Source organism: Alteromonas sp. Cnat3-28, from assembly GCF_022348265.1.
Classification (GTDB): domain Bacteria; phylum Pseudomonadota; class Gammaproteobacteria; order Enterobacterales; family Alteromonadaceae; genus Alteromonas; species Alteromonas macleodii.
Genome location: NZ_JAKREY010000001.1, coordinates 460,768 through 483,310 on the forward strand (window position 1 = coordinate 460,768; position 22,543 = coordinate 483,310).

General features: G+C 45.3%; 17 protein-coding genes and 1 pseudogene. 7 read left to right on the forward strand and 11 right to left on the reverse strand.

Annotated elements, in window-relative coordinates:
* Positions 1 to 107 precede the first annotated feature (107 nt).
* Entirely contained in the window at positions 108 to 938 is an 831-nt protein-coding gene (locus tag MHM87_RS02055; protein ID WP_239257634.1) for a DUF4437 domain-containing protein, read from the forward strand.
* Positions 939 to 1,055: 117 nt separating this feature from the next.
* On the opposite strand, the gene MHM87_RS02060 is transcribed toward MHM87_RS02055, so the two are convergent.
* Together MHM87_RS02060 and MHM87_RS02065 are read right to left on the reverse strand one after the other, a co-directional pair.
* A complete protein-coding gene (locus MHM87_RS02060) occupies positions 1,056 to 1,862 on the reverse strand; it encodes a DUF3307 domain-containing protein (protein WP_187447255.1) in 807 nt (268 codons plus the stop codon).
* A 50-nt stretch (positions 1,863 to 1,912) separates the two neighbouring features.
* Positions 1,913 to 2,659 carry a hypothetical protein gene (locus MHM87_RS02065; protein ID WP_061094891.1) on the reverse strand — a complete coding sequence of 249 codons (747 nt, stop codon included), beginning with the start codon at positions 2,657 to 2,659 and terminating at the stop codon, positions 1,913 to 1,915.
* Positions 2,660 to 2,960: 301 nt separating this feature from the next.
* Here MHM87_RS02065 and MHM87_RS02070 point away from each other — a divergent pair.
* Positions 2,961 to 3,128, forward strand: a pseudogene (locus MHM87_RS02070) (DNA/RNA non-specific endonuclease); the annotation flags it as partial.
* Between the two features lie 89 nt (positions 3,129 to 3,217).
* Here the strand turns inward: MHM87_RS02070 and MHM87_RS02075 are convergent.
* Positions 3,218 to 3,682: an EVE domain-containing protein gene (locus tag MHM87_RS02075; RefSeq protein ID WP_049586718.1), complete on the reverse strand. Its 465-nt coding sequence runs from the start codon at positions 3,680 to 3,682 to the stop codon at positions 3,218 to 3,220.
* Between the two features lie 254 nt (positions 3,683 to 3,936).
* Here MHM87_RS02075 and MHM87_RS02080 point away from each other — a divergent pair, with 254 nt between their 5' ends.
* A complete protein-coding gene (locus MHM87_RS02080) occupies positions 3,937 to 6,279 on the forward strand; it encodes a YgiQ family radical SAM protein (RefSeq protein ID WP_239257635.1) in 2,343 nt (780 codons plus the stop codon).
* Between the two features lie 91 nt (positions 6,280 to 6,370).
* On the opposite strand, the gene MHM87_RS02085 is transcribed toward MHM87_RS02080, so the two are convergent.
* The 3 genes from MHM87_RS02085 to MHM87_RS02095 form a co-directional block, all read right to left on the reverse strand.
* Positions 6,371 to 6,790, reverse strand: a complete 420-nt coding sequence (locus MHM87_RS02085; RefSeq protein ID WP_187447649.1) for a hypothetical protein — start codon at positions 6,788 to 6,790, stop codon at positions 6,371 to 6,373.
* On the reverse strand, positions 6,790 to 8,454 hold the full coding sequence (locus MHM87_RS02090) for a S41 family peptidase (protein ID WP_239257636.1): 1,665 nt from the start codon (positions 8,452 to 8,454) through the stop codon (positions 6,790 to 6,792). Before MHM87_RS02090 ends, MHM87_RS02085 begins: the two co-directional genes overlap by 1 nt.
* Before the next feature lie 253 nt (positions 8,455 to 8,707).
* Entirely contained in the window at positions 8,708 to 9,778 is a 1,071-nt protein-coding gene (locus MHM87_RS02095; protein ID WP_239257637.1) for an SMP-30/gluconolactonase/LRE family protein, read from the reverse strand.
* A gap of 205 nt (positions 9,779 to 9,983) precedes the next feature.
* On the opposite strand from MHM87_RS02095, the gene MHM87_RS02100 reads away from it, so the two are divergent.
* Positions 9,984 to 10,562 carry a demethoxyubiquinone hydroxylase family protein gene (locus tag MHM87_RS02100; RefSeq protein ID WP_239257638.1) on the forward strand — a complete coding sequence of 193 codons (579 nt, stop codon included), beginning with the start codon at positions 9,984 to 9,986 and terminating at the stop codon, positions 10,560 to 10,562.
* Between the two features lie 313 nt (positions 10,563 to 10,875).
* Here MHM87_RS02100 and MHM87_RS02105 read toward each other — a convergent pair whose 3' ends face one another.
* The 5 genes from MHM87_RS02105 to ahpC form a co-directional block, all read right to left on the reverse strand.
* A complete protein-coding gene (locus MHM87_RS02105) occupies positions 10,876 to 12,360 on the reverse strand; it encodes a PepSY-associated TM helix domain-containing protein (RefSeq protein WP_239257639.1) in 1,485 nt (494 codons plus the stop codon).
* Positions 12,361 to 12,370: 10 nt separating this feature from the next.
* Complete coding sequence (locus tag MHM87_RS02110; RefSeq protein ID WP_168463198.1) at positions 12,371 to 12,907, reverse strand: hypothetical protein; 537 nt, start codon at positions 12,905 to 12,907, stop codon at positions 12,371 to 12,373.
* Positions 12,908 to 12,916: 9 nt separating this feature from the next.
* Positions 12,917 to 15,079: a TonB-dependent siderophore receptor gene (locus MHM87_RS02115; protein ID WP_239257640.1), complete on the reverse strand. Its 2,163-nt coding sequence runs from the start codon at positions 15,077 to 15,079 to the stop codon at positions 12,917 to 12,919.
* 267 nt (positions 15,080 to 15,346) lie between these two features.
* Positions 15,347 to 16,936 carry an alkyl hydroperoxide reductase subunit F gene (gene ahpF / locus MHM87_RS02120; protein WP_239257641.1) on the reverse strand — a complete coding sequence of 530 codons (1,590 nt, stop codon included), beginning with the start codon at positions 16,934 to 16,936 and terminating at the stop codon, positions 15,347 to 15,349.
* Between the two features lie 181 nt (positions 16,937 to 17,117).
* Positions 17,118 to 17,681 (reverse strand): alkyl hydroperoxide reductase subunit C, encoded by a 564-nt coding sequence (gene ahpC / locus MHM87_RS02125; RefSeq protein WP_014949268.1) that lies wholly within the window; start codon positions 17,679 to 17,681, stop codon positions 17,118 to 17,120.
* A gap of 293 nt (positions 17,682 to 17,974) precedes the next feature.
* On the opposite strand from ahpC, the gene MHM87_RS02130 reads away from it, so the two are divergent.
* The 3 genes from MHM87_RS02130 to MHM87_RS02140 all read left to right on the forward strand — a co-directional run bounded on the left by MHM87_RS02130 (position 17,975) and on the right by MHM87_RS02140 (position 22,478).
* On the forward strand, positions 17,975 to 19,132 hold the full coding sequence (locus MHM87_RS02130; RefSeq protein WP_239257642.1) for a DUF2252 family protein: 1,158 nt from the start codon (positions 17,975 to 17,977) through the stop codon (positions 19,130 to 19,132).
* A gap of 143 nt (positions 19,133 to 19,275) precedes the next feature.
* Positions 19,276 to 19,563: a DUF2252 family protein gene (locus MHM87_RS02135; RefSeq protein WP_275443004.1), complete on the forward strand. Its 288-nt coding sequence runs from the start codon at positions 19,276 to 19,278 to the stop codon at positions 19,561 to 19,563.
* A gap of 329 nt (positions 19,564 to 19,892) precedes the next feature.
* Complete coding sequence (locus MHM87_RS02140; protein WP_049586661.1) at positions 19,893 to 22,478, forward strand: ExeM/NucH family extracellular endonuclease; 2,586 nt, start codon at positions 19,893 to 19,895, stop codon at positions 22,476 to 22,478.
* Positions 22,479 to 22,543 lie beyond the last annotated feature (65 nt).

The following is a 22,543-nucleotide window of genomic DNA, read 5'->3' on the forward strand; positions in this document are numbered from 1 at the left end:
TTTCAGGAAAGTCTTTATTGATTTTGGTCGTTTATGAGACTTATTCGAAATAATAGACTGTGCCTGTCTGTTAAATACAACCTACGACCAACAATTAGGAGGTTTGAATGAAACCAACGAACCGAAGCAAGCTGACAGTAGCATCGCTATTATTGAGCACCTGTTTTCTTCTTGTACCCAGCGCACAAGCACAAGACAAAGTTATTGCAGCCAAGGATGTAGAATGGGGTTACTTGAACCCAGCCCGTGGCGACAAAAGCCCCGGGGCAGCAGACTTGTGGGGAGACCGAACAAAAGACACGGCAACGGGGATGTTAGTGCGATTTAACAAAGGCTTTGAATCGCCACCGCACATTCACAACATAACCTATAGAAGTATTGTGATTGAAGGTGAAATGCACAATGACGATCCAAACGCAGCAAAGATGTGGATGCCAACAGGTTCGTTTTGGACTCAACCTGCAGGTGAAGATCACACCACTGCGGCAAACGACAAAACCAACCTGATTTACCTGGAAATTGATGAAGGCCCATACCTTGTAAAGCCATCAAAAGAACATTTTGACAACGGCGAAAGGCCAATCAACGTTCACGCAGACAATATGGTGTGGCTGCAAAAAAGCGACCTTGTAAATATAGCGGCCGACGGTGTTTCTGTTGCCTATTTGTGGGGCGAGACAAGTAGTGTATACGGTACCCTTGTCAAGCTTCCAAAAGGATTTAAAGGTTCAATAAAATCTTATGGTGATGAATTTAAGGCAGTGGTTATCAAAGGAAGTCTCAATTATACCCAAAACAACGCCTCCAGACAGATTGAATTAAACGCAGGAAGTTATATTGAATCATCAACTGCCGCACACCATTCTTTTGAAAACGCAAACCAAAGCGAAACCATTGTATACGTAAGAACGTCGTCAAAATTTAGCGTTACAGATTAGTACGCATTTTTCAGCTCACTTACGCGGGGCATTTCCACGCTTGCTTCGCGTATTTTCTAGGTGTTCAGCAATCATAGTCAACAAGCCTTTGCAAAAGCAGTACGTTAAGGAGGTTTGCTAAGACTTTATAGGTAATTGCCCTAATGCCGCTGCGCATGCCAAGCCAATGGCAAACGTCATCGCCACACTGGTGAAGGTGCCCAAAAGTACATATTCAGTTAGCTTTCTGTCTTGGTGTTTAGTGAGGTCGCCGAAGCGAAATATAGATTTAGCCGCAATAAGAAAACCTATGGCAGAAAATTGATTTAGCAATACAAAGGTAAGCATGAGCACACGCTCTAAATAGCCAATTCGTTGACCTGCCAGTGATAAAGTTTGTTGTGCCTCTGTACTTATTGTCGGCGGATCATTGGGGTGAGAAGACGGCATTTTGTTAGCTAATACTTCATCGCTCCAAGGCGACAGCAGCTGTTTAATAATAACTGAACTGGGCTTGAGTACCGCCAAATAGGCCAAGACCACTAATAGGTGCGATGTACCTACCTGCTGAAGTAGTCCCACTGCCTCGTGCCACTGATTAGTGGCATACAAAAATACGCCTAAGATCACGACAATGTGCGCTATTTGATCGACAACAAAAGACGTAGTGTTTTGCTTACAATACGATTTAATAACGTCAATTTTGAAGTGAGAAACGGCGACTACAATTGCCCCAATACCTATACTTGCGATACTTATCGTTGATGAAAACAAGAACATTGCTGCTGCCGCAAGTATACCGTGTATGATTGCGTGTAGGTATAAGGGCAAAGCCAGTGCGTGTCGTTCGTTTCTTTGCTGTACCCAGGTAAACGGTTGAAAATAAAAGTCTGCTAATAGATGCGCTAACACAAGTGCCACCAGCAGTTGAGGTTCAGCAAGCATGTGGCTCTCCTGTCACAAGCATTATGTTTTTCGTGTTATTCGTCATCACATTAGTCTTCCTTGGTCAATTGTTCCGTTTTTAATGAGGTTCCACCTTGAACCCATAAAATAAGCGCTCTCTCCATATAGTCGAGATATTCTGCTATCAGTTTATAGTTACTGGCATTGAGAATTCGACTTACATTACTGCGATTTTTATCTAGTATGGCCGCTACACTTTCATGGCTCTTATCCGTTGCTTCAAGATACGCGAGTAAGGTTTGCGACTGGGTTTGTGTCAGTCCATTGATATGCGCGTCGGCAAAACGTGTTAAGAGCTGCGTTTTGTCGTCGAGTGTTTGTTCACCGCTACAAAAAGTAAGATGGTGCGGCTTTATGTTATCTAACCCTCGTCCTGACAACACAAACGCGTCTCCAGTGCCAGTTTTTACTTCTGAAGGGCGAAATTGCGCTTCTCCCACAGCAACACTCATTCTCACATCTACTCCTGAAGCATGCGCCTTAAGAGCTAGCCGCAATCCAACTGCGGCTGCAATGCTATGCTGTGGTTGTGCAACAACTAGCTGGAATGCGTCTCCTCGATAAATATCAAAGTCTCCACCGTAGTACTCGGCGTAGTATGTTAAACGCTCTCTCAGCGTAGCAATTATCTCTCTGAATTCAGCATCAGAATAAGACTGAGAGTTGGAGACGTCACCGGTAATCACACCAGCGCGCTTTTTTGTATTGCTTGTTAAAGCACTCTTTCTTGTCATTTCACTATGCGCCGCGTTGTCTTTTCTGCTTTCAATAGACACTTTTTTCCGTTTAGAGGTCCACTATGACACGCTACTACCTCAAATTCAAAAACAATCACACAGCAAAATGTGATTATTATTAATCACAAAACTACACGTGAATGAATTGGGTAACATGAAGCAAAACATGCTGCACAGAGCAAACGTAAAAGCAGGTGAACGGGCGAGCCTAAGGCTATCTATCACTAACATAAAGCCAAGGCATTATAAGAAAAGCCACTGTAAATCACGTTCACACTAACAATTTGCGCATTTAACGCGTTTGCTGATAACTGTGTTTACAATTGGTACTGACCGCGGCCACCAAGGTCCTTAGGTGGATCTAGAAAATGCGGTGCGTGATGTGGTGAGAACTGGGCAAGATGTTTATGTGGTTTCTGGACCGTTATATGAATGGTATTTCGCTACTCTGCCAGAGGCAGATGAGTCGCACAGTATTCCTAGTGGATATTTTAAAGTCGTCATTACCGATGTTAACAGTTAGCGCATAGCGATAGCCCTTATATTTATCTTTAGCAAGCTAACAAGATATGACGGCTACGCTTTTTAGCATTTAACTTACTGTTTGGCAGCAGCATACAGTTGCTGCCATTCAGCCTCTTCTACAGGCATGATTGACAGTCTTCCACCTTTTTTGACCAATGGCAGTTCAGTAATACCGTCCATCGTTTTAATCACTGAAAGCGGCAGAACGCTTGAAAATTTCTCTACAAATTTCACGTCAACGCGATACCAGCGGGGGTTATCCTGACTTGATTTAGGGTCGTAATATTTTGATTCAGGGCTAAACTGCGTGGTGTCCGGGTAGCCGTCTCTTACCACTTCAGCAACACCTGCAATGCCCACCAGCTTGCAACTTGAGTGATAGATAAATACTTTGTCACCCCTTTTAACGCCGTCTCGTAAAAAGTTACGCGCTTGGTAATTTCTTACGCCGTCCCACGGTTCCGTTTGTTCTGGGCGGTTTGCCAAGTCATCGATTGAAAATGCATCAGGTTCTGTTTTAAATAGCCAATACGCCATAGTCGTCGTTAATTCTCTTCGTTGTAAATAGACAAGCCTTTCATTCGCTAAATGCGGGCATTTGAAGCGCTTATAAAAACCTGCGCTCATGGCTAGCTTTGCAGCTTGTTGCTTTAAGTGAGTATACAAAGCTCTTTAATTTAATGACAGTGCTATACCTTAGCTTGGCCAACACTGCTATAATTACGCACTTATTCTGAGCTACAGCCTTATTTAAGCTCAGCAACTCTCTGATTTATCTAGATGTGATTACTATGCAAGCCACCATTAAGGCCGATCGCGGTCTGTTTTCTTACCCTAAATATTGGCCACACTGCCTGGGTACTGCGCCGTTTCTCCCCATGTCGAAGGAAGAAATGGATGCCCTTGGCTGGGACAGCTGTGACGTTATTTTGGTAACGGGCGATGCGTATGTAGATCACCCTAGTTTTGGTATGGCGGTGATTGGCCGAGTACTTGAAGCGCATGGTTTTCGCGTGGGTATTATTTCTCAGCCAGACTGGACCAGCAAAGACGATTTCATGAAGTTGGGTAAACCCAACCTGTATTTCGGCGTAACAGCCGGCAATATGGACTCTATGATCAACCGTTACACGTCTGACAAAAAGCTTCGTCACGATGACGCTTACACGCCAGGCAATGTAGGTGGCAAGCGCCCTGATCGTGCGGTTACCGTGTATTCACAGCGCTGCCGTGAAGCGTTTAAAGGTGTGCCTGTTATTGTTGGTGGCATAGAAGCCAGCTTACGTCGCATTGCGCACTACGACTATTGGAGTGAAAAAGTACGCCGCTCTGTACTGTTCGATTCCAAAGCGGACATGCTCTTTTTCGGTAACGCCGAACGTCCTCTTGTTGAAGTCACTCATCGCTTAGCGGCAGGTGAAAATATTGCCGATTTGCGAGACATTCGCGGTACTGCGATTATCGTTAAAGAAGCCTTACCAGAGTGGCAAGGTGTTGACTCGACCTCTCTAGACAGGCCCGGCAAGATAGACGCCATTCCAAGCCCCTACCAGATGGAGCCCGAGTGCGATTCGCAGGATAAAGACGCCAAAAGCAGTGAAGCGCCAGAAGCTGCGCCCATTGTTATTCAGCCTGCGCAAAAAGAGAAAGAAAAGCGTAAGCCTTGGGAAAACGTGTACGTTAAGCTACCTGCGTACGAGACGGTGAAAGACAACAAGGTGTTATACGCACATACGTCGCGTATTTTGCACCAAGAAACCAATCCTGGTTGTGCTCGAGCCCTCATGCAGCGCCACGGTGACAGACACATTTGGATTAACCCACCGGCCATGCCGCTTGAAACCGAAGAGATGGACGCGGTATTTGATTTACCCTATCAGCGTGTGCCTCACCCTGTCTATGGCGATGCTAAAATCCCTGCATACGACATGATCCGCTTCAGTATCAACATTATGCGCGGATGCTATGGTGGCTGTACCTTCTGCTCTATTACTGAACACGAAGGGCGTATTATTCAAAGCCGTTCTGAAGACTCTATTATTCGAGAAATTGAGCAAATACGCGATACGGTACCGGGCTTCACTGGTGTTATTTCAGACTTAGGCGGCCCGACGGCGAACATGTATCGCCTGCGCTGTAAGAGCCCTAAAGCAGAAGCTACATGTCGTCGGCCGTCTTGTGTGTACCCTAGCATTTGTGCGCACATGGATACGGACCATAAGCCAACTATCGACTTATACCGCCGTGCTCGTGAGTTGCCTGGAATTAAAAAGATATTGATTGCTTCAGGCGTACGTTACGACCTAGCAGTAGAAGACCCGGAATACGTGAAAGAGCTGGCCCTTCACCACGTAGGCGGCTACTTAAAAATCGCTCCAGAACACACCGAAGATGGTCCGCTTTCAAAAATGATGAAACCGGGCATGGGCAGCTACTACCGCTTCAAAGAGCTGTTTGATAAGTACTCACAAGAAGCAGGTAAAAAGCAGTACTTAATTCCTTACTTTATTGCATCGCACCCGGGTACCACCGACGAAGACATGCTAAGCCTTGCGATTTGGCTTAAAGAAAACAAATTTAAGCTCGATCAGGTACAGAACTTCTATCCGTCGCCAATGGCAACGGCTACCACCATGTACCATACCGAGGTAAATTCCCTTCGCAAAGTCACTAAAGACAGTGAAGAGGTGCCTTCTGCAAAAGGTGAAATTCACCGTCGATTACACAAGGCGATGTTGCGTTATCACGACCCGAAAAACTTTGCGCAAATTCGCGAAGCCCTTACGCGTATGGGGCGTGAAGACTTAATAGGCCGTGGTCCTCAACACCTTGTTCCGCCAGAAACGGCAGATGAAAAACGCCAAAAAGCGCAAAAAGGCCGTCGTGGTGAACGCGCACTGACTAAACATACTGGGCTTCCTCCTACCTTTCAGGGCAAGAGCAGCAAAGGCGGTAACGGCGTAAATAAGAGCCGACGTAATTCCAACGCTAACAAGCAAGGTCATGGAAACACAGCACAGCAGCGTAACGACACCGGCGGGAATAAGAATAGAGGCAACGCATCGAAAGGAAATAATAGCGGCGGCAACAGTCGCGGCCGCACGCAAAAGCAGCCAAGCATGCACAAACGATAGCAGCAAAAACGCCCAGAGCTTGTAGACTCTGGGCGTTTTTTTAAGGCCTATTGTCAACGATGACATTGCGCTTTCGTCGATTTATCCCGACTTATGCCTCGTCCACTATATAACAGGTCACATTTTCAAGCTTGGTAAGTTCCCCACTTTGGTCGTTACGCAACACGCACTGTTCACCATCACTTAGCAGCGTAAAGCTATAAACAGGGTTGTCGTGCCTTCCGTCAAAAGGTAATCCCCTGCCATCTACCTTTGCTTTACGCTCAATCGTTATGCTCGCGGTTTGACTGAATGCATCATCGGCTATCGTTATGTTTAGACCACCAAACCAGTTGCTGATCTTACTTTCAATAGCTTGCTTTTGACTCACACTAATGGATTTGGTTACTGCCTCGTGTAACTCAGCCTCCTGCGTTGTCGCGCATCCGCTCGCCGAGAGCAAAAGTATGGCGAGAGGTGCTGCTAGCAGTCTTCCTTTTAGCAGTTTTCCTTTTTTATTAAGAAGCGACATTACTTGCGCTCCTGAATAACAGGCTGATTTATTTTGTTGTGTAAAATAAAGTTCTCTTTGCGTTGTTCAGGCTTGTCGATAGGAATGAGCTTTTCGTCCCCTAACGCACTTTGGTTACTGCGCAGTGCTTTGACATCCGCCACGCCGTTTGACGTGACAACTTCAGGACATGAGCCTGTAGCAGCATATTCCAATGCAGCTGACAGCATCCCTTCATTTGGATCACCCAAGCTTGCGGTAAAGTCATCTTCAACTTCACACCCCGGCAACTCAAAATCGAAATTAGGCGTGGTGGTAGGCATGAAACCATCAGCATAATCACCAAACCCTTTGTTATTCACCCCTTGGAACTGGATAGTAAAGTAGGTCTCACCGCAATTGTCTGTTGGGTAGAACCCATACGGCTTACCACAAGTAGTAGAGCCAATTTGCACTACTTCTACATCAATACCACGAAGTGCATTCATTACCGCTTCACTTGCTGAACATGTCGCGCCCGTGGCTAAAACGTAAACCTTCGTCAGCGAAAGGCTAGGCAGAAGCGTGTCGGTAAGTTGCCCTGCGTTATAGTCAATAACATTGCGGTAAAACGGTGTTGGACGAATGGTCTCTCCGGTGACAGGGTTGGTGTTTGGGTTTTTATCGTTAAAACGCAATGTTTCAAAGGTTGCGTTATTGGTTTGGTTCGGACCCGCTATCATATAGGAAAGCTGTGAAGCTAGCGCCAAACGTCCTCCGCCGTTGTAGCGAAGGTCAATAACGAGCTCGGTCACATTTTCTTCAACAAACATATCGAACGCATCAATTAATCCTTCTTGCGCGGTAACGATAAAGGTATTGAATTGGAAGTAGCCCGTTTTGCCGTTTTCGGTATCGAGTACCTTTGCGTTTTGAACCGGCGTTACGCTGATATCGCCGGAGGTGATGTCTACTGAGAGAGTTGAACCATCAACCTGCACAAACTCAAAGCTTGTAACCGTACCTGCGTCTTCCGGAAACAGCGCAGCATTAATCGCATTGACGCCCTGCTGCGTGTTGTCATTGACAAAGTCGACGCCGTTTATACGCGAAAGGGTCGCACCGCGAGGCACGCCAGCAGTAGCTGCAGGTGAACCCGGTTCAGTGAATCGCACTGTTAGTACTCTCGGCACGGTTGTTGAACCAAATTCCCAATCAAACCCATAGCCCGATGAAATCCCCGATTGAGACAGTTCGTTATATTCGGCAGTGTCCTGTGAAAAGTGGAAGTTATCTTTTGGCGTACCGCTTGGCGTTAGCTCATTGGTTTTAAGCTGATCAAAATATCCCAACACTGAGAAATTTGCAGGGTCATTGTCATCTACTTCGTCGTACCACAAGTAAGTGTCATTAGTCCAAGTACGTAGCCACAGCTTTTCATCCATAGCGGTACCTTGTGTATCTGGGTAAGCCCTATTAGTAAAAGGATCAATACCACTTCTAGGAGTTTCACATTTCGCTAGATATTGAGATTGCGGTTCATACACTCCCGCTTCCCACTCTGGCTCTGTTGTTACAGGTGTCGTTGGCGTGGTAGGCGTTGTCACCACAGGAGGGGTATTAGACGAGCCTGAGCCACCTCCACATCCAGCTAGAAGAGAAATCGTGACTGCAAGTGCAACAGAAGAATACGTATACGCTTTCATGATTTAGAAAATATCCTTTTAAAACGGCTAGCCCAAAACTACTAAACTTGTGCTAAAAACAACTTTTATTAGCATAGCCGATAGTGACATATCCTTCTAAGCGTAACTACATAACAAAAGTTTAAAATGTTTCGAAATGTAAGAAAACGTGTTGCAGAGTTGATGAGTAAGTTTCATTCGTGACGCGTATCGCTCTATCGCGGTAGAAAAGAAAACTACTTATTCTGCCGTAACAATATGCTTATTATCGTCTCTAGTTTAACTGCAACACACCTACCGACCGTGCAGTTAAGCTACTCACATATACACCTTCATCTGTCTGTATTGCGCCTGTAACAAAGGGAAATGCACCACTAGGGTCTTGATAACTTTGTAAAACCTCTCCGCTTTCGCTTATTTTAACAAGGTGCCCGTATGCTTGACCTTGTGGGCGCATGAACTGTGGCAGACGCTGTACAATTTTACGAATGAAAGGCTTGTCAGATAGAGCGTCAACGGGAGCGGAGCGAGGCGAAGCAAGACCCAGAAAGTACGCGCCGCTATTTGCCTGACTGATGTTGTCTGGGAATCCCGGCAAATTATCAATCACGACCTCTACTTGACCCTGTTTTGGCCCAACTAGCCAATAGCGCAACACGCGATATTTACCGGTTTCGTTGACCAACACTGAATTTTGATCATGGCTTATTGCGACACCATTCGCAAAAACCAAACCATCCATCAGTACATTACTCGTTCTACGTACTGGGTCGTACTCTATAAGCCTGCCATTGCCTCTATGTTCCAAAATTTCTAGCAGGCTCGCTTGCAGCGTTCCCCCATACTCTTTGGCGGAGAACTTGGTGGTTGCGTCAGTGAAGTAAATATTGCCGTTGTCGGCAACATCCACATCGTCCGCATATACAACTTTAGTGTTTTCTACTTGGTTAACCAATACCGTTAGCTCACCTTCAGGGTCTGCAATTAGCAATCCGCGATGTGCATCGGCGATTAATAAGTTGCCGTTGGTATCGAACTCGATACCGAGCGGGCGTCCACCAGTGTTAATCCATGGAGTAAATGCTGCCTCACCTTTTTTCTTGAGTAATACCGCACCAGAATGAGTAGCGGTTGCAATAGTTCCCGCAACGTTTATCGCAAAATCCTCCGGCCCTTTATCTGCGCCTAATTCAATAAGCGAAAGATCTGCCAGACGGTTGTTTTCCGCAAACTCCCCCGAAAATCCGCTACTGCTCGGTGCTTGCCAGCCTATTGGCGCAATGGGAACTGGCCACAATAGTAAATACCCTATGACAAGAATGACAACGCCACCGAATACCTTCATTTATGCTCTCCTGCAAGCAACGCATGTTTTGTATCTATCAAGCATAGCAAGCAACCCTCCGATACTCTGCTTTCGTTTATAAATAGAACACTATCATCCAGAGCTTTCTAAATAGCGCATATTTGAATATGCATTACAAATTCGTTAGGTAGCATCCATTCCCCCCTTCAGATCGTTTGTTTATAAAATGCTACAGAGGTACGTCATGCCATTTTATGCAAAAACACTCGGAGATAATCACGCTAAGCAAGTAGACAAAGAACTACGTGCGAGCCACGCGGGAGAGACGGGAGCCGTTTGGATATACCGTGGTGCTCTATTCGCCGAATGTGTTTTAAAACTGGTTAATCTTTCTGGCACAAAAAGCGAGGCACAACCCTTCATACATGAGCACCTTAAAACGGAAAGACGACACCTCGCCGTCTTTGAAAACGAAATGCCGCTTTTCAGGGGAAGTTTTATTTTACCTTTATGGATAGCTTCTGGGTTTATCACCGGCTTTATTCCAAGACTTTGCGGTATAAATTGCTTTTACTACACCATTTACCGAGTAGAGCAGTTCGTAGATTCGCATTACGAAGAACAATGTAAGCGCATTTCTGCGTTAGCCAGCCCCCCTTCAAACGTTATAAATCGGTTTAGACAATGCCAAGCAGATGAACAATATCACAGAGATGAAGCGCTGTTCCTAATGACAAAAAGGCCGTCGTTATTAATGAAATTATGGGGCGCAGCCGTTGAAAAAGGCTCTTCTATTGCCGTTGCAATCGCAAAAGTGATTTAAGTTTTCGAGCTTATGCGCAGTGACCTGTGATAAAAAATAGACATCAGAGAAATTATTAATTGAAAAAAAAGAGACGCTTTTAGAGTGGGAAAAAAGGACAGAGTTCGGCTACCAAAACCCTGTGACAACTGCGGTATCAATGCCGACACACAGTTTCGTATTCGATGTGGTGATGAAGACACGTGGCGTATAGTATGCAAAGCTTGTCAAGAACGAGCAAAGGCCAGCAATGGCTATATGTATGGCGGTACGTGGAAAAGAAAGAAGCGTAACTAAGGGGCTTCCTGTGAGCCCCTAATAGTTACGATAAGATTTACGCATTCACTCTTTTTTCTTGCGCTGATTGAGGCGCGTTGTTACTCGCGTCTGCTTCAATCTGAGTTTCTGCATTTTTAGCTCGCTTAATCAGCGTATTAGCACGATAAACACTCCACACCACGTACACCACCATAGGTATATTAAGCTGAAGTGACGCAACCGATAGCGTCGCGCTTTGGTGCACAGCCGCATAGGCTATGAGTAACACCATTACGCTTAGGCCTGATATAAGCAACCATATCGGCTTTGTGAGTGATTTAATTCCCACTGTAATACCGGTATTAAATAGCATAAGGCACCAAAAAACGGCGATGAGCGAGCCTGTAAAAAACATATCTGCTACAGCAGTTAATGCGAGTGCACTCACACTACCCCACACCGTGCTGTACCAAAGCCTGCTTGCTAACGGCGGATGCGCCTTCTTAGACAGCCAAATCTCCATACCCGACACGCAAAGCATGGTCAGCATTACACCAAGAACAAAGTACAGCCATTTGCTGGTAAGGCCGGCGAAGTCACCGAAGTGCAAACGGTACATCGCCCATACCAACTGCTTACCCCATTCACCGAATTCATAGCCGGCCACACCGATAAAATTACCCGCCGTATCGAATCGATAGCCTTCTGCGTAGATCATTCTATTGGGTGCCTTGGCATATATTTCGATGAACTGTTCTGGTTCACCGACTTCGTGTACCGTTAAAAATATTGGCGACTTTTCTGGCGCTAGCGTTTCCATTTGTGCAAACGCCCTACCAATAGCCGGTTTACCTTCCTGTGGCGCTAATACAGGGTCTGGCGTAAAGATTTTCTGAATAACCGCGTCGCGATCGCCATCGTAATTTAGTGAGGCAACAACCACCAAAATGATCCCTGCCATACCAAAATATGCGCCTGTTATACCTATAACTAAATGAAAAGGCGATGCCCATAGTCCAAAACGGTTGTGCAAATCAATTTGTGCTTGCTGACCGTTGCCACCCCGTCGAAGTTTAAAAGCATCTTTTGCTATTCGTTTGTGAGCAATAATTCCAGTGACGACAAGGGTACAGATGATAGCGCCCAAAGCGCTGACCAAAATCATTCCCCAACTTTGTGGCAAATTGAGATACAAGTGCAAGTTCACAAGCATTTCGGTAAAAGACACGCTTTCTTGCTCTAATAAGTTACCTTCACTGTCGGCAAAGTAAGCAGCATGATCGTTTTCTACCACCAACCGAGGGATATCTGATGTAGGGAAAACCACATAAAGATGGTGAGACTCTTGCGTATTCTGAGCCAAAAAGGTGTCCATCGCCTTTTCAACAACATCAGGAGAAACATTCTCCATTTCTTCAATATGCGGCTGTTCCCACCTTTCAAACTCTAAGTGAAAAACCGCAACGGTCCCAGATAAGCACACCAAAAAGAGAAGTACACTTAGAAAAACGCCTACCCAAGTATGTGCATTTAATGCATTTTGTTTTGTTATTTTATCCATCGATATTCACCTACATGGGGAAGAAAATAAGTATTGGTAGGCAAAGCGCAGCCAAAACTGCGTAAGCAACAACAACTTTAATTTTGTGGGCGGTAGCAAGGTAGTGATAAACAATAAGACCCCACCAAATTGGCAACAGCACGATACCTGTAGCCAACTTCCCTGCTATTGAGAATGGTAGTAGCGCACATAGTCCTAGCGTCAATAACACGCTCACAACCAATAAAACAACCAGCACCACGATGTAGTTTGCGATGTTCCCTAGAACTGTACGTCGCGAGAAATCAAAGCTCCTCGGCTGAGGTACATTTTTGGGCTGAGGTAAATGCGTTTGGTTAAACGCAATAAAAGGCCACACTAAAATGGAAGGAATACACAGCGCATATAGCACGCCAAACTCCCACCCCTGAGCATAAGACCAGCACACTGCTGCAACCAGCCATACGACAAGACCCAAATAAAGATACGTTGACGCTTGAGCGCGCCAACTTTTATAAATAACACCTAAGGCTGCAAGTGTTAAACCACCCGCTGCAACTGAAAGCATGATAAATCCTTAAAACGAATAGGTTAGCGACGCGTTCACTGTTCTGCGTACACCAGGGAAACAGTCACCTCTGAATAAGCAAGACGTGAGATATTTTTTATCGGTCACATTTCTTACATTCAGCTGCAAATTCAAATTATCTGCTAGCTCGTACGACACCATCAGGTCACCAAGGGTGTAGCTAGGCGTGTCGTATCTGATGATACCATTCTCAGAAACTGATTCTCCCACGTAGCGAATACCAGCTCCTACCGTCAGCGCTTCAAGCTCAAGTGGAGAATAATTTACCCATAGGGATGCATTGCTGTTTGGCTGTGCTGACAACGAAAAACCGTTAGGATCTTCTGCATCCAAGACCGACGCCGCAAACTGCGCTGTTATCTGGCCAAAGTCTACGCGCCCTTCAAGCTCAATCCCTTCAATGGTCGTTACGCCTTGCTGTTGCGCCGCTTCGTCTGGTAATCCGTTAGGATTAGGAAGGTTTGAAACTTCAATATCGTAATACGCCAGCGTGATAAAACCAGGTACTGACGAGAGTTCATACTTAATCCCTGCCTCGTATTGACGACCTTCTTCAGGCTTAAGCTGGTTGTTATTGTTATCTAGTCCCACTACCGTCTCGAACGACTCAGCGTAACTAAGGTAGGGAGAAATGCCGTTGTCAAAACGATACAAAATTCCAGCTGAGTATGATGTTTGCGTGTCATCCTGCTCAGTTACGCCCGTATCATTATCAACGCGGTCGTGACGTAGGCCTAGCGTTACCCGCCAGTTTTCATAGGAAATTTGATCAGACAGGTATAACCCCGTGTCCGTGACTGTCTGTTCAGGCGCATCGTTGTAGATTGCGTCGAAAATGGCTTGCTCTGGTGCGCCTGTGTACTCAGGGTTAGCCAAGTCCAGAATGTACCTAAAATCACCTTGTAATACCCCACCACCAGCATAGTAAGCAGAGTTGGCGTCAGTTTTAACATGTTGATATTGTACACCCGCTAATAACTCGTGTTCGAAAGCGCCTGTTACAAAGCCCTTGTTTACACGAATATCAAAAGCGTGTTGATTAAACGTATTGTCTGCTTGATAAAACGTTCTCGGCACAAAGGTATCGGTAGGCGCGACCGGTGCCCCTACAAAAGCGTTTAGATAGCGAGTACCGCCCGTAAAAGTGGGCCACGCTTGGTGGTAGTCTGCCTCACCATCTCGCCATAAGGCAGTAAATGAAAGTGACGTTGTATCGTTAATCAAGTGCTCGCCAAGCAAAGTAACTTGGTTCGACTTAGTATCAAATTTATTAAACCCTGGTTCACCTGCGTAAACATCTTGGTCGGGTAAATAAGTGCCGTCAGCCAAAGGCAATAATGTGCCTTCCACAGGAATAAACTGCGCTGCTGTATCGCTATCAGTATCTTGGAATAACCCGATAAGCGTTAGCGTTGTATCGTCAGAAGGCATGAAGGACAGTGACGGCATGAATACTTGGGTGTCATCGCTAACATAATCAACCTGAGAGTCAGCATTACGATATATACCAACAAAACGCCCCATCCACTTATCATCTTCAGACAGGCTGCCGTTTACATCCACCCCAACTTGCGCGCGGTCGAAGTTTCCGTAGGACAACACCACTTCGCTTCCTTTGCCTAACGTCGGCGTTTTTGACACATAGTTCATTATGCCACCGGGAGAGCCCTGACCGTAAAGTACAGAGGCAGGCCCCTTAAGCAGCTCAACCTGTTCCATTGTGTAAATTTCAGCTCGCGTAGAATTATAGCTGCCAAACAACTCTTGAATTGAGTCGCGATAGCGCGGAATACTTAATCCTCTGGAAGAGATTGAATCGACTCGGGTGGCGTATCCGTATGACTCCCCCGTCACACCCGCCATATAGGTGGCAGACTGAGAAAGATTTAACACACCTTTTTGCTTTAAATCTAATGCGGTTTCAATGGAAATTGTACGGGCGAGTTCAACAATCGGTGTATTTGTTTTTGTTGCGCCAAACGGAGAACGCATGCCCACTACTTCAATCTTTTCTACTGCATTCGCTTCTGCTTTTTCCCCTGTTGCTTCTCGCTTATCTATAGCTAAGCCAGCGCCACTTTCATCTTCCTGAGCATGTGCGTGAGACACTAAGATAGCCGCTACCGCCAAGCTGAGTAATTTCTTATTCATGTTGAGTGTTTTCTGTTATTAATTTTTAAGACCCATCAAGTCGCCTATTACAAGAATGAAGTGAACTGAAGGCTGCATTAGTACTTTCGTCTAATTTAGCAAAAATTTACACAAATGATAACCAGTATCATTCACATTAACATCAATAAGTAACAGAAAACGCGTTAACCGAGGTTGTTAAGTAACATAAAGATACGCGCATACAAAAAAGCCGAACTAACAGCGTTAGCTCGGCTTTAACTCTCATGAGAACTGAAAGGCTAATGACTATGCCGCTTCACTTTCCTGTTCAGACTCAACCACTTCATGGCTTAATAAGTATTCAAATGCAGCAAGCGATGCTTTCGCGCCCTCACCCATCGAAATAACAATTTGCTTATACGGTACTGTTGTTACGTCACCGGCTGCAAATATACCCGGCTCAGATGTATGACACTTAGTATCAACAATAATTTCGCCATACTGCGTCATGTCTACCGTGCCCTTCATAAACTGACTGTTTGGTACTAGTCCAATTTGAACAAATACACCTGCAAGTTCACGGGTGTGCACTTCGTTAGTTGAGCGATCTTGGTATTCAATTGCGTTCACTTTGCCATTTTCAGCAGTAATTTGGCGCGTTGCCGCGTTCTTGATAATGGTAATATTATCGCGTTTTTGAGCTTGATCGATAAGTACCTTATCCGCTTTTAGTTCTGGCATAAATTCAAATACCGTCACCGATTTTACAATGCCAGCAAGGTCAAGTGCCGCTTCAATACCTGAGTTACCACCGCCAATGACCGCTACATCTTTACCTTTGAAGAAAGGGCCGTCGCAGTGTGGGCAGTACGCAACACCATTACCGATGTTCTCTTTTTCGCCCGGAACACCAAGTTCTCTCCAGCGGGCGCCTGTCGCAACAATGACCGTACGAGTGCGGATCTGTTCGCCAGAAGAAAGCGTAATGGTTTTAATATTGCCTTTCTCAATGCTATCAACGCGTACGTGCTCTTTGAGCGTAATGTCGTAATCGCGTACGTGCTCCATCAAGTTACCAACAAGCTCAGGGCCCGTTGTTTTAGGTACTGAGATAAGGTTCTCGATACCCATGGTATCTTTAACTTGGCCGCCAAAAGTTTCAGCAACAATGGCAACTTTAAGGCCTTTACGGGCACTGTAAATCGCCGAAGCAACGCCTGCTGGACCACCACCGATAACCGTTACGTCTTGAAGTGGTAACGCATCGCCTTTGTTTGCTTCTTTAAGGCTAGGGTCGCGTTCAATTAACTTGTTGATAAGCACAGAGGCATCAACTTTACCATTCGCGAATAGCTCGCCATTAAGGTATACGCTAGGAACACCTTGGATGTCGCGCTCTTGAATTAGATTTTGATATAACCCGCCGTCGATCATTTCGGTCTTGATGTTAGGATTAATCAAAGCAAATTGATTAAGTGCCTGTACGACTTCAGGGCAGTTGTGACAGCTTAAGCTAATGAACACTTCAAAATTAAGTGGTTCATTCACCCCTTTCACCATCGACTTAACGCTATCGTCTAGCTTAAGTTCAGTACCCGCTGCATGCAGCATGGCAAGTACAAGCGAGTTAAACTCGTGACCGCCAGGGATACCAGAAAAACGAATTCCCGTATCTTCGCCGTCAGCTTCCACCAAAAAGCTGATTGCACTGCGCAACTCACCATTTGTGTCACGCTCTTCTACGTTTAATTTTTCGCTTACTGAAGCAATGTCGGACAGAAACGTCACAAGCTCTTCACGCTTGCTATGTTCACCGGTCTGTACGACAAAGGTTACGTTTTTTTGCATTGACTCTGCATATGATTTCAATGCTTGTAAAATTTCTTTAGTTAACACGGTTATTCTGCCTTATTTTCGACACGCCGATCCCCGCCAACCTTTTGAAGGGTCAACAACATAAGCGGAAATTGGAAATTAATATCAGGGAGTGGAGACCCACTCCCTACAAATTATTTGCTTAATACTGTGCAACGCACAAAGCGCTGAGCTTTCGAATATTAAGCGCTAAGCGTGCTGCTTAGATTTTGCCTACTAGGTCAAGTGAAGGTGCTAATGTTGCTTCGCCTTCTTTCCACTTAGCTGGGCAAACTTCACCTGGGTTGTTTGCAACGTACTGAGCAGCTTTAACTTTACGTACTAGGTCATCTGCGTCACGGCCGATACCTTCAGAAGTGATTTCCATCGCTTGGATGATGCCTTCTGGGTCAACAACAAATGTAGCGCGGTCAGCAAGACCCATAGTTTCACGCATACAATCGAAGTTACGCGTGATTTCGCCTGTTGGGTCGCCAATCATCGCAAATTTGATCTTGTTGATCGTGTCAGAAGAATCGTGCCATGCTTTGTGAGTGAAGTGAGTGTCAGTAGATACTGAAAATACCTCTACGCCACGTGACTGAAGTTCTTCGTACTTGTCAGCGATGTCGCCAAGCTCAGTTGGACAAACAAATGTGAAGTCAGCTGGGTAAAATACGAAAACTGCCCATTTACCTTTGATGTCTTCGCTGCTTACGTCTACGAATTCGCCGTCTTTAAATGCAGTTGCTTTAAAAGGTTTGATAGCAGTATTAATCAATGCCATGTTTAATTCTCCATTTGGTTTAAATTATTTTCGCACGTTAAACACATACGAATACAAACTTTACGTTTATTGTGTCGACATGGTTTTGCAGTTTTGTGAAGATAATCACTTAACGCAAAATTCATGTCTCTCGAAACTGGTGATAAGAATAGCGCGCACAATCAAAAAAAACTAATTGGTAAAAATGAATCGCTTAATCAGGTTATTGAATTGAACGATGAAAATTGAGCCAAAATAGATTGATTGTTTTGCAATACGGTTTCACCGGCTAAACTCTGCTGAATGAGAAAACTATGACCCATTCCCGACTACAGCGCATCTCCCACGAAATAATGCTAATCGATGGACACGCGCCATCTCGCACTTTGGCAAAGCATGCAAAAATGGAGGCCAGCCCCTTTGTTTTCTACAGAGGCAGTGCACAGTTGTTTTACGCTGACATAAAAGCAGGCCTTATCAATTTTCCTAAAGAATGCGAGACAGTTCCCCTCACCAGCGTGATGGGAGACTGTCATACTTCCAATTTTGGCTTTCTCACAGAAGAAGGGTCTCACGGAGATACAGTGATCTTCTCACCCAACGACTTTGATGATGCGTGTGTCGGCAAAGCACACTGGGATGTGCTTCGTTATCTCACTTCATTGCACCTTGCCCAGATACATTGCCTAGGCACCGTTGATGGAAAGTATGCGTGCGATAACATCGACATCACTAAACCTGTTGTCAGCCACCAGCAGGTTATTAATGCGCAATACGCATTTATTGAGCGTTATGTAGAAACCTGTAGCCAAGTAGTAGAAAACGCCATGGTGATTAACGAAGCCGTAGACTACTGCCCAGATGCCGTGCCAAGCAAGCTGACCAAACTATATAAAAAAGCCAAAGCCCGCAGCGCAGGAGGAGAAGACTTCACGGTTAAAAGTGCGCTGGCTAAAGCCGTTCATTTTGATGGCAAGACCTTGGGGTTTAAGGCCAACAGTGAAAAATTTTCTACCCTAAGCCCACAAGAATACGCCACGCTACTAGAAGCTTTTGCTCCCTACATGGACGATGCGGTAGTCGATATAGTGAAACGCCTGGACGCGGGCACCGGGTCGGTAAATATGGCGCGCTACTACTTTTTAGTAGGACCAGCAAAACCACATAATTCAGCAAGCTTTGCGCATTGTCATATTGTCGAGGTTAAGCAACAACGTGTTGCGGCGCCTATTTATTACTTTCCAGATTTTAACCCGGTTAATCGCCTAAATGCGGCACACCTTACAGCTCGATGCCAACGAAGAATGCAAAGAAAACCCGACTTAGTGCTTGATGAAGTTAAGTTTGAAAATGCGCATTACCTGGTTCGCTCCCGACATCACGCTAAAGTGGGAATCGACCCACAAGATATTGCAATGGGAAATAAAGCGATAAATGGTGGCTTTGAGTATAATACCAATGCACACAGATAATCGCCCACTCAGAAGGCGCTGGCAAGTTTCCTAGCGAAGCGTGGGAATGCAGGAATGGCTGTTCCCTTTCAAATTCCCAGAATGAAGCTAGGAAGCTTGCCAGACCTTCCCGAAGGGCGAGTTTAAAATGTCCGTACTCTTTGTTGTGTTACCTTGATGTAGAGCCACTATACCTGCGGCAACACGCCGCGATTACGAACATTTTAAATCTCGCTGCGTGGGTGATTACCTGTGCGGATTGGTATCTTGCCGAATTGTGCGGGTATAGCCTTGCGCTAGCTCACTGCCGAGGCGATAGAAGAAGTACACGATTCGCGTCGTCAGCATCAACATCTTTTTCTCAAGTAAAAAGCCTGCTCGTAAAAATAGCAAATCTTTATACAGAACAAGTAGTTGATGATCATGCGCTGTTCACTCGTGCGCTGAAATAAAGATATCAATAAAAAGCGTATTTTTTACCAGGCGAACTGTTGTCATAGACGTGTCGTTAGCATTACTTAACACCTATATTAGCTTTTGGTTAAGAGTTAAAGGTATGAGTAAACTTACCTGTAGATGATAAGAACTTGATATTTAAATAATATTTTAAAAACAGCTTGAATAAGGTTAAGTCATTCCTATCCATTACAAATGCCCTTAGTGTAGCTCAAGCAATAAGAAAATTGCGCTTCACATATCACTCTGTTTTTTCTATTTCGGCAAAAGCAGAAGCAGTAATTATGTGAATTAAAAATAATGAAAACTACAAAGGGAAAATGACGTGAAAACATCATTAACTTTACTATCTGCAGGAATCATTTCTGCACTTTCTTCAACCGCCATCCAAGCTAACGATTTAGTCATTAGTGGTGTTATCGATGGACCGTTAAGCGGTGGTGTTCCAAAAGCAGTTGAACTTTTCGTAGTCAATGACATAGCAGATTTATCTACCTATGCCCTTGGAACTGCAAACAACGGCGGCGGTACTGATGGCGAAGAGTTTACGTTTCCAGCTGGTGCGTCTGCAAGCGCTGGTACTTATATCTACGTAGCATCAGAAATTGATGGATTTACTGCGTTTTTCGGTTCTGCACCAGACTACGATACTTCATCAATGGGTATTAATGGTGACGACGCTATTGAGCTTTTTAAAGATGGCAGCGTTATTGACACGTTTGGCGATATCAACACCGACGGTAGTGGCACCGCGTGGGAGTACCTAGACGGTTGGGCATACCGTACGTCAGGTCAAACAGCAAATGGCGGCAGTTTCGAAGCATCTAACTGGACTTACAGTGGTGTTGACGCGCTTGATGGCTCGACCACTAACACTGACGCTGCAACGCCGTTTCCAGCGGGTACATTTACCACTGAAGGTGGCGGTGACGTTGTAGAAGTTCCAGAAGAGCCTGCTGTTGAGCTAGGTATTTGCGGTGCAGACGCGACACTTATTAGTGCTATACAGGGCAGTGAAAGCAGCTCTGCTGAAGTTGGCAATAACGTTATAATTGAAGCTATTGTAACTGGCACACGTGCTGGCGGCTTCTTTGTCCAAGAAGAAGCGTCTGATTACGACGCTGACGACGCCACGTCTGAAGGCTTATTTGTAGAAGGTTCTGTCGACGTTGAAACAGGTAACCTGGTTCGCTTTTACGGTGAAGTAGAAGAAAACTACGGTATGACCACACTTGCTATGGATAGTGATGTGGCTGCACTTGATTGTGGTACAGCGGATGCTGTAGCAGCGGTAGAACTTTCTATGCCGTACGAACTTGACCTTGAAACCGTTGAAGGTATGGTTGTTAGCGTGACTGATGCAACAGTGACGAGTACAAACAACCTGTGGCGTTTTGGTGAAATCGTTGTTAGCGATACAATTAAACGCCAACCAAGCGACGTAGCTGCGCCTCTGTCAGAAGCTTATACTGCGGCAGAAGAAGCGAGCGAGACAAGCCTTCTTACAATCGAAGATAACAGCAGCTCGCAGTACCCAGATGCACTTAATTACTTCCCTACTTTCAGCTACGCTAATGCCATTCGCATTGGTGATTCGGTTTCTGCTGCTGGCCCACTAAACTACAGTTTTGGCACTTACAGAATTAATCCAAGCGACGTTATCGAAGTAACGTCTTCTCGCGAAGCAAACCCAGTGGTTACAGAAGGCAACCTATCTATTGCTACGTTCAACGTGCTTAACTACTTTAATGGTGAAGTAGATGCAAATGGCGACGTAAATTTCGATTATGACGAAAACCGCGGCGCAGACGATGAAGTGGCGTTTGAATTGCAACAGGGTCGTATCGTTGAAGCTATCGTTAACCTTAACGCAGACGTTGTCGGTTTGATGGAAATCGAAAACGATGGTTTTGGTGAAGATAGCGCTATCCAATCTCTAGTTAATGCTATTAACGCCGAACTTGGTGAAACCGAGCAATACTCATTCATCGCAACCAGTGATGGCAGTGAAATTGGTACGGATGCGATTACTGTAGGCTTGTTATACAAAGCTACAGTAGTGACGCCAGAAAATGATGCCATGGTAGTTGCTATGCCAGAGCAACAAATTGATGAAGATAGCCTGGCACGCATGCGCCCAAGCCTTCTTCAATCGTTTGTACACACTGAAAGCAGCAAATCGTTCCTTGTTGCCGTGAATCACTTTAAATCAAAAGGTTCACAGTGTGCAGAAGATGTGGCAGAAGCGCCGTCTGAAATTACCACGATTCAGGGTAGCTGTAACGCACTTCGTGTATCGGCAGCTATCACATTAGGCAACGCGCTAAGTGATGAGAGCCTGCCAGAGCGCAAGGTTATCTTAGGCGACTTAAACGCTTATAGCGCTGAAGATCCAGTAGCTGTACTTACCGATTACACACCTGAGTCTCGTGGATACACTATTACGACTGCGGTCAATACAGGTATGGATGAAGGCTCGTCAGTGGACGTAGAGTCTAGCTTCGGCTATCACAACTTGGCTGAAGAGTTTGATGCAGAAGGCTTCTCATATTGGTTCTACGGAACTGAACAGGTGGGTAGTTTAGATCACGTACTAGCAAGTGAAGCTATGCTTGCAGACGCCATTGACGGTGCTCACTGGAACATCAACTCAGTTGAAGCTTACCAGTTGCAGTACGATCAAGCGCTTCGTTATTACCCAGATGAAGACGGTTACGCCTTTACTGATGTTGGTCCATTTAGAAGCTCAGATCACGACCCATTCATCGCAACCTTTGACCTACAAGCAGACGTAGTTGAAGAGGAAGAAGAAGAAAACAATGATAGCTCAGGTGGAGCAATGGGAGGAATTCTTGCCCTGCTAGCTGCAGCGATTGGCTTTCGTCGTCGTTCGACTACTGTTAAGAAGTAAAAAGTGAAAGAATGAAGTACACGCTTAACGGGTGTGCTTCATTCACATAAAAAAAGCTGCCTCAA

Excerpts from the sequence above, each read along its gene's own strand:
- MHM87_RS02055 (WP_239257634.1), top strand. The coding sequence starts at position 108 with ATGAAACCAACGAACCGAAGCAAGCTGACAGTAGCATCGCTATTATTG.
- MHM87_RS02060 (WP_187447255.1), bottom strand. The coding sequence starts at position 1,862 with ATGCTTGCTGAACCTCAACTGCTGGTGGCACTTGTGTTAGCGCATCTA.
- MHM87_RS02075 (WP_049586718.1), bottom strand. The coding sequence starts at position 3,682 with ATGGCGTATTGGCTATTTAAAACAGAACCTGATGCATTTTCAATCGAT.
- MHM87_RS02080 (WP_239257635.1), top strand. The coding sequence starts at position 3,937 with ATGCAAGCCACCATTAAGGCCGATCGCGGTCTGTTTTCTTACCCTAAA.
- MHM87_RS02085 (WP_187447649.1), bottom strand. The coding sequence starts at position 6,790 with ATGTCGCTTCTTAATAAAAAAGGAAAACTGCTAAAAGGAAGACTGCTA.
- MHM87_RS02090 (WP_239257636.1), bottom strand. The coding sequence starts at position 8,454 with ATGAAAGCGTATACGTATTCTTCTGTTGCACTTGCAGTCACGATTTCT.
- MHM87_RS02095 (WP_239257637.1), bottom strand. The coding sequence starts at position 9,778 with ATGAAGGTATTCGGTGGCGTTGTCATTCTTGTCATAGGGTATTTACTA.
- MHM87_RS02100 (WP_239257638.1), top strand. The coding sequence starts at position 9,984 with ATGCCATTTTATGCAAAAACACTCGGAGATAATCACGCTAAGCAAGTA.
- MHM87_RS02105 (WP_239257639.1), bottom strand. The coding sequence starts at position 12,360 with ATGGATAAAATAACAAAACAAAATGCATTAAATGCACATACTTGGGTA.
- MHM87_RS02110 (WP_168463198.1), bottom strand. The coding sequence starts at position 12,907 with ATGCTTTCAGTTGCAGCGGGTGGTTTAACACTTGCAGCCTTAGGTGTT.
- MHM87_RS02115 (WP_239257640.1), bottom strand. The coding sequence starts at position 15,079 with ATGAATAAGAAATTACTCAGCTTGGCGGTAGCGGCTATCTTAGTGTCT.
- ahpC (WP_014949268.1), bottom strand. The coding sequence starts at position 17,681 with ATGGCATTGATTAATACTGCTATCAAACCTTTTAAAGCAACTGCATTT.
- MHM87_RS02130 (WP_239257642.1), top strand. The coding sequence starts at position 17,975 with ATGACCCATTCCCGACTACAGCGCATCTCCCACGAAATAATGCTAATC.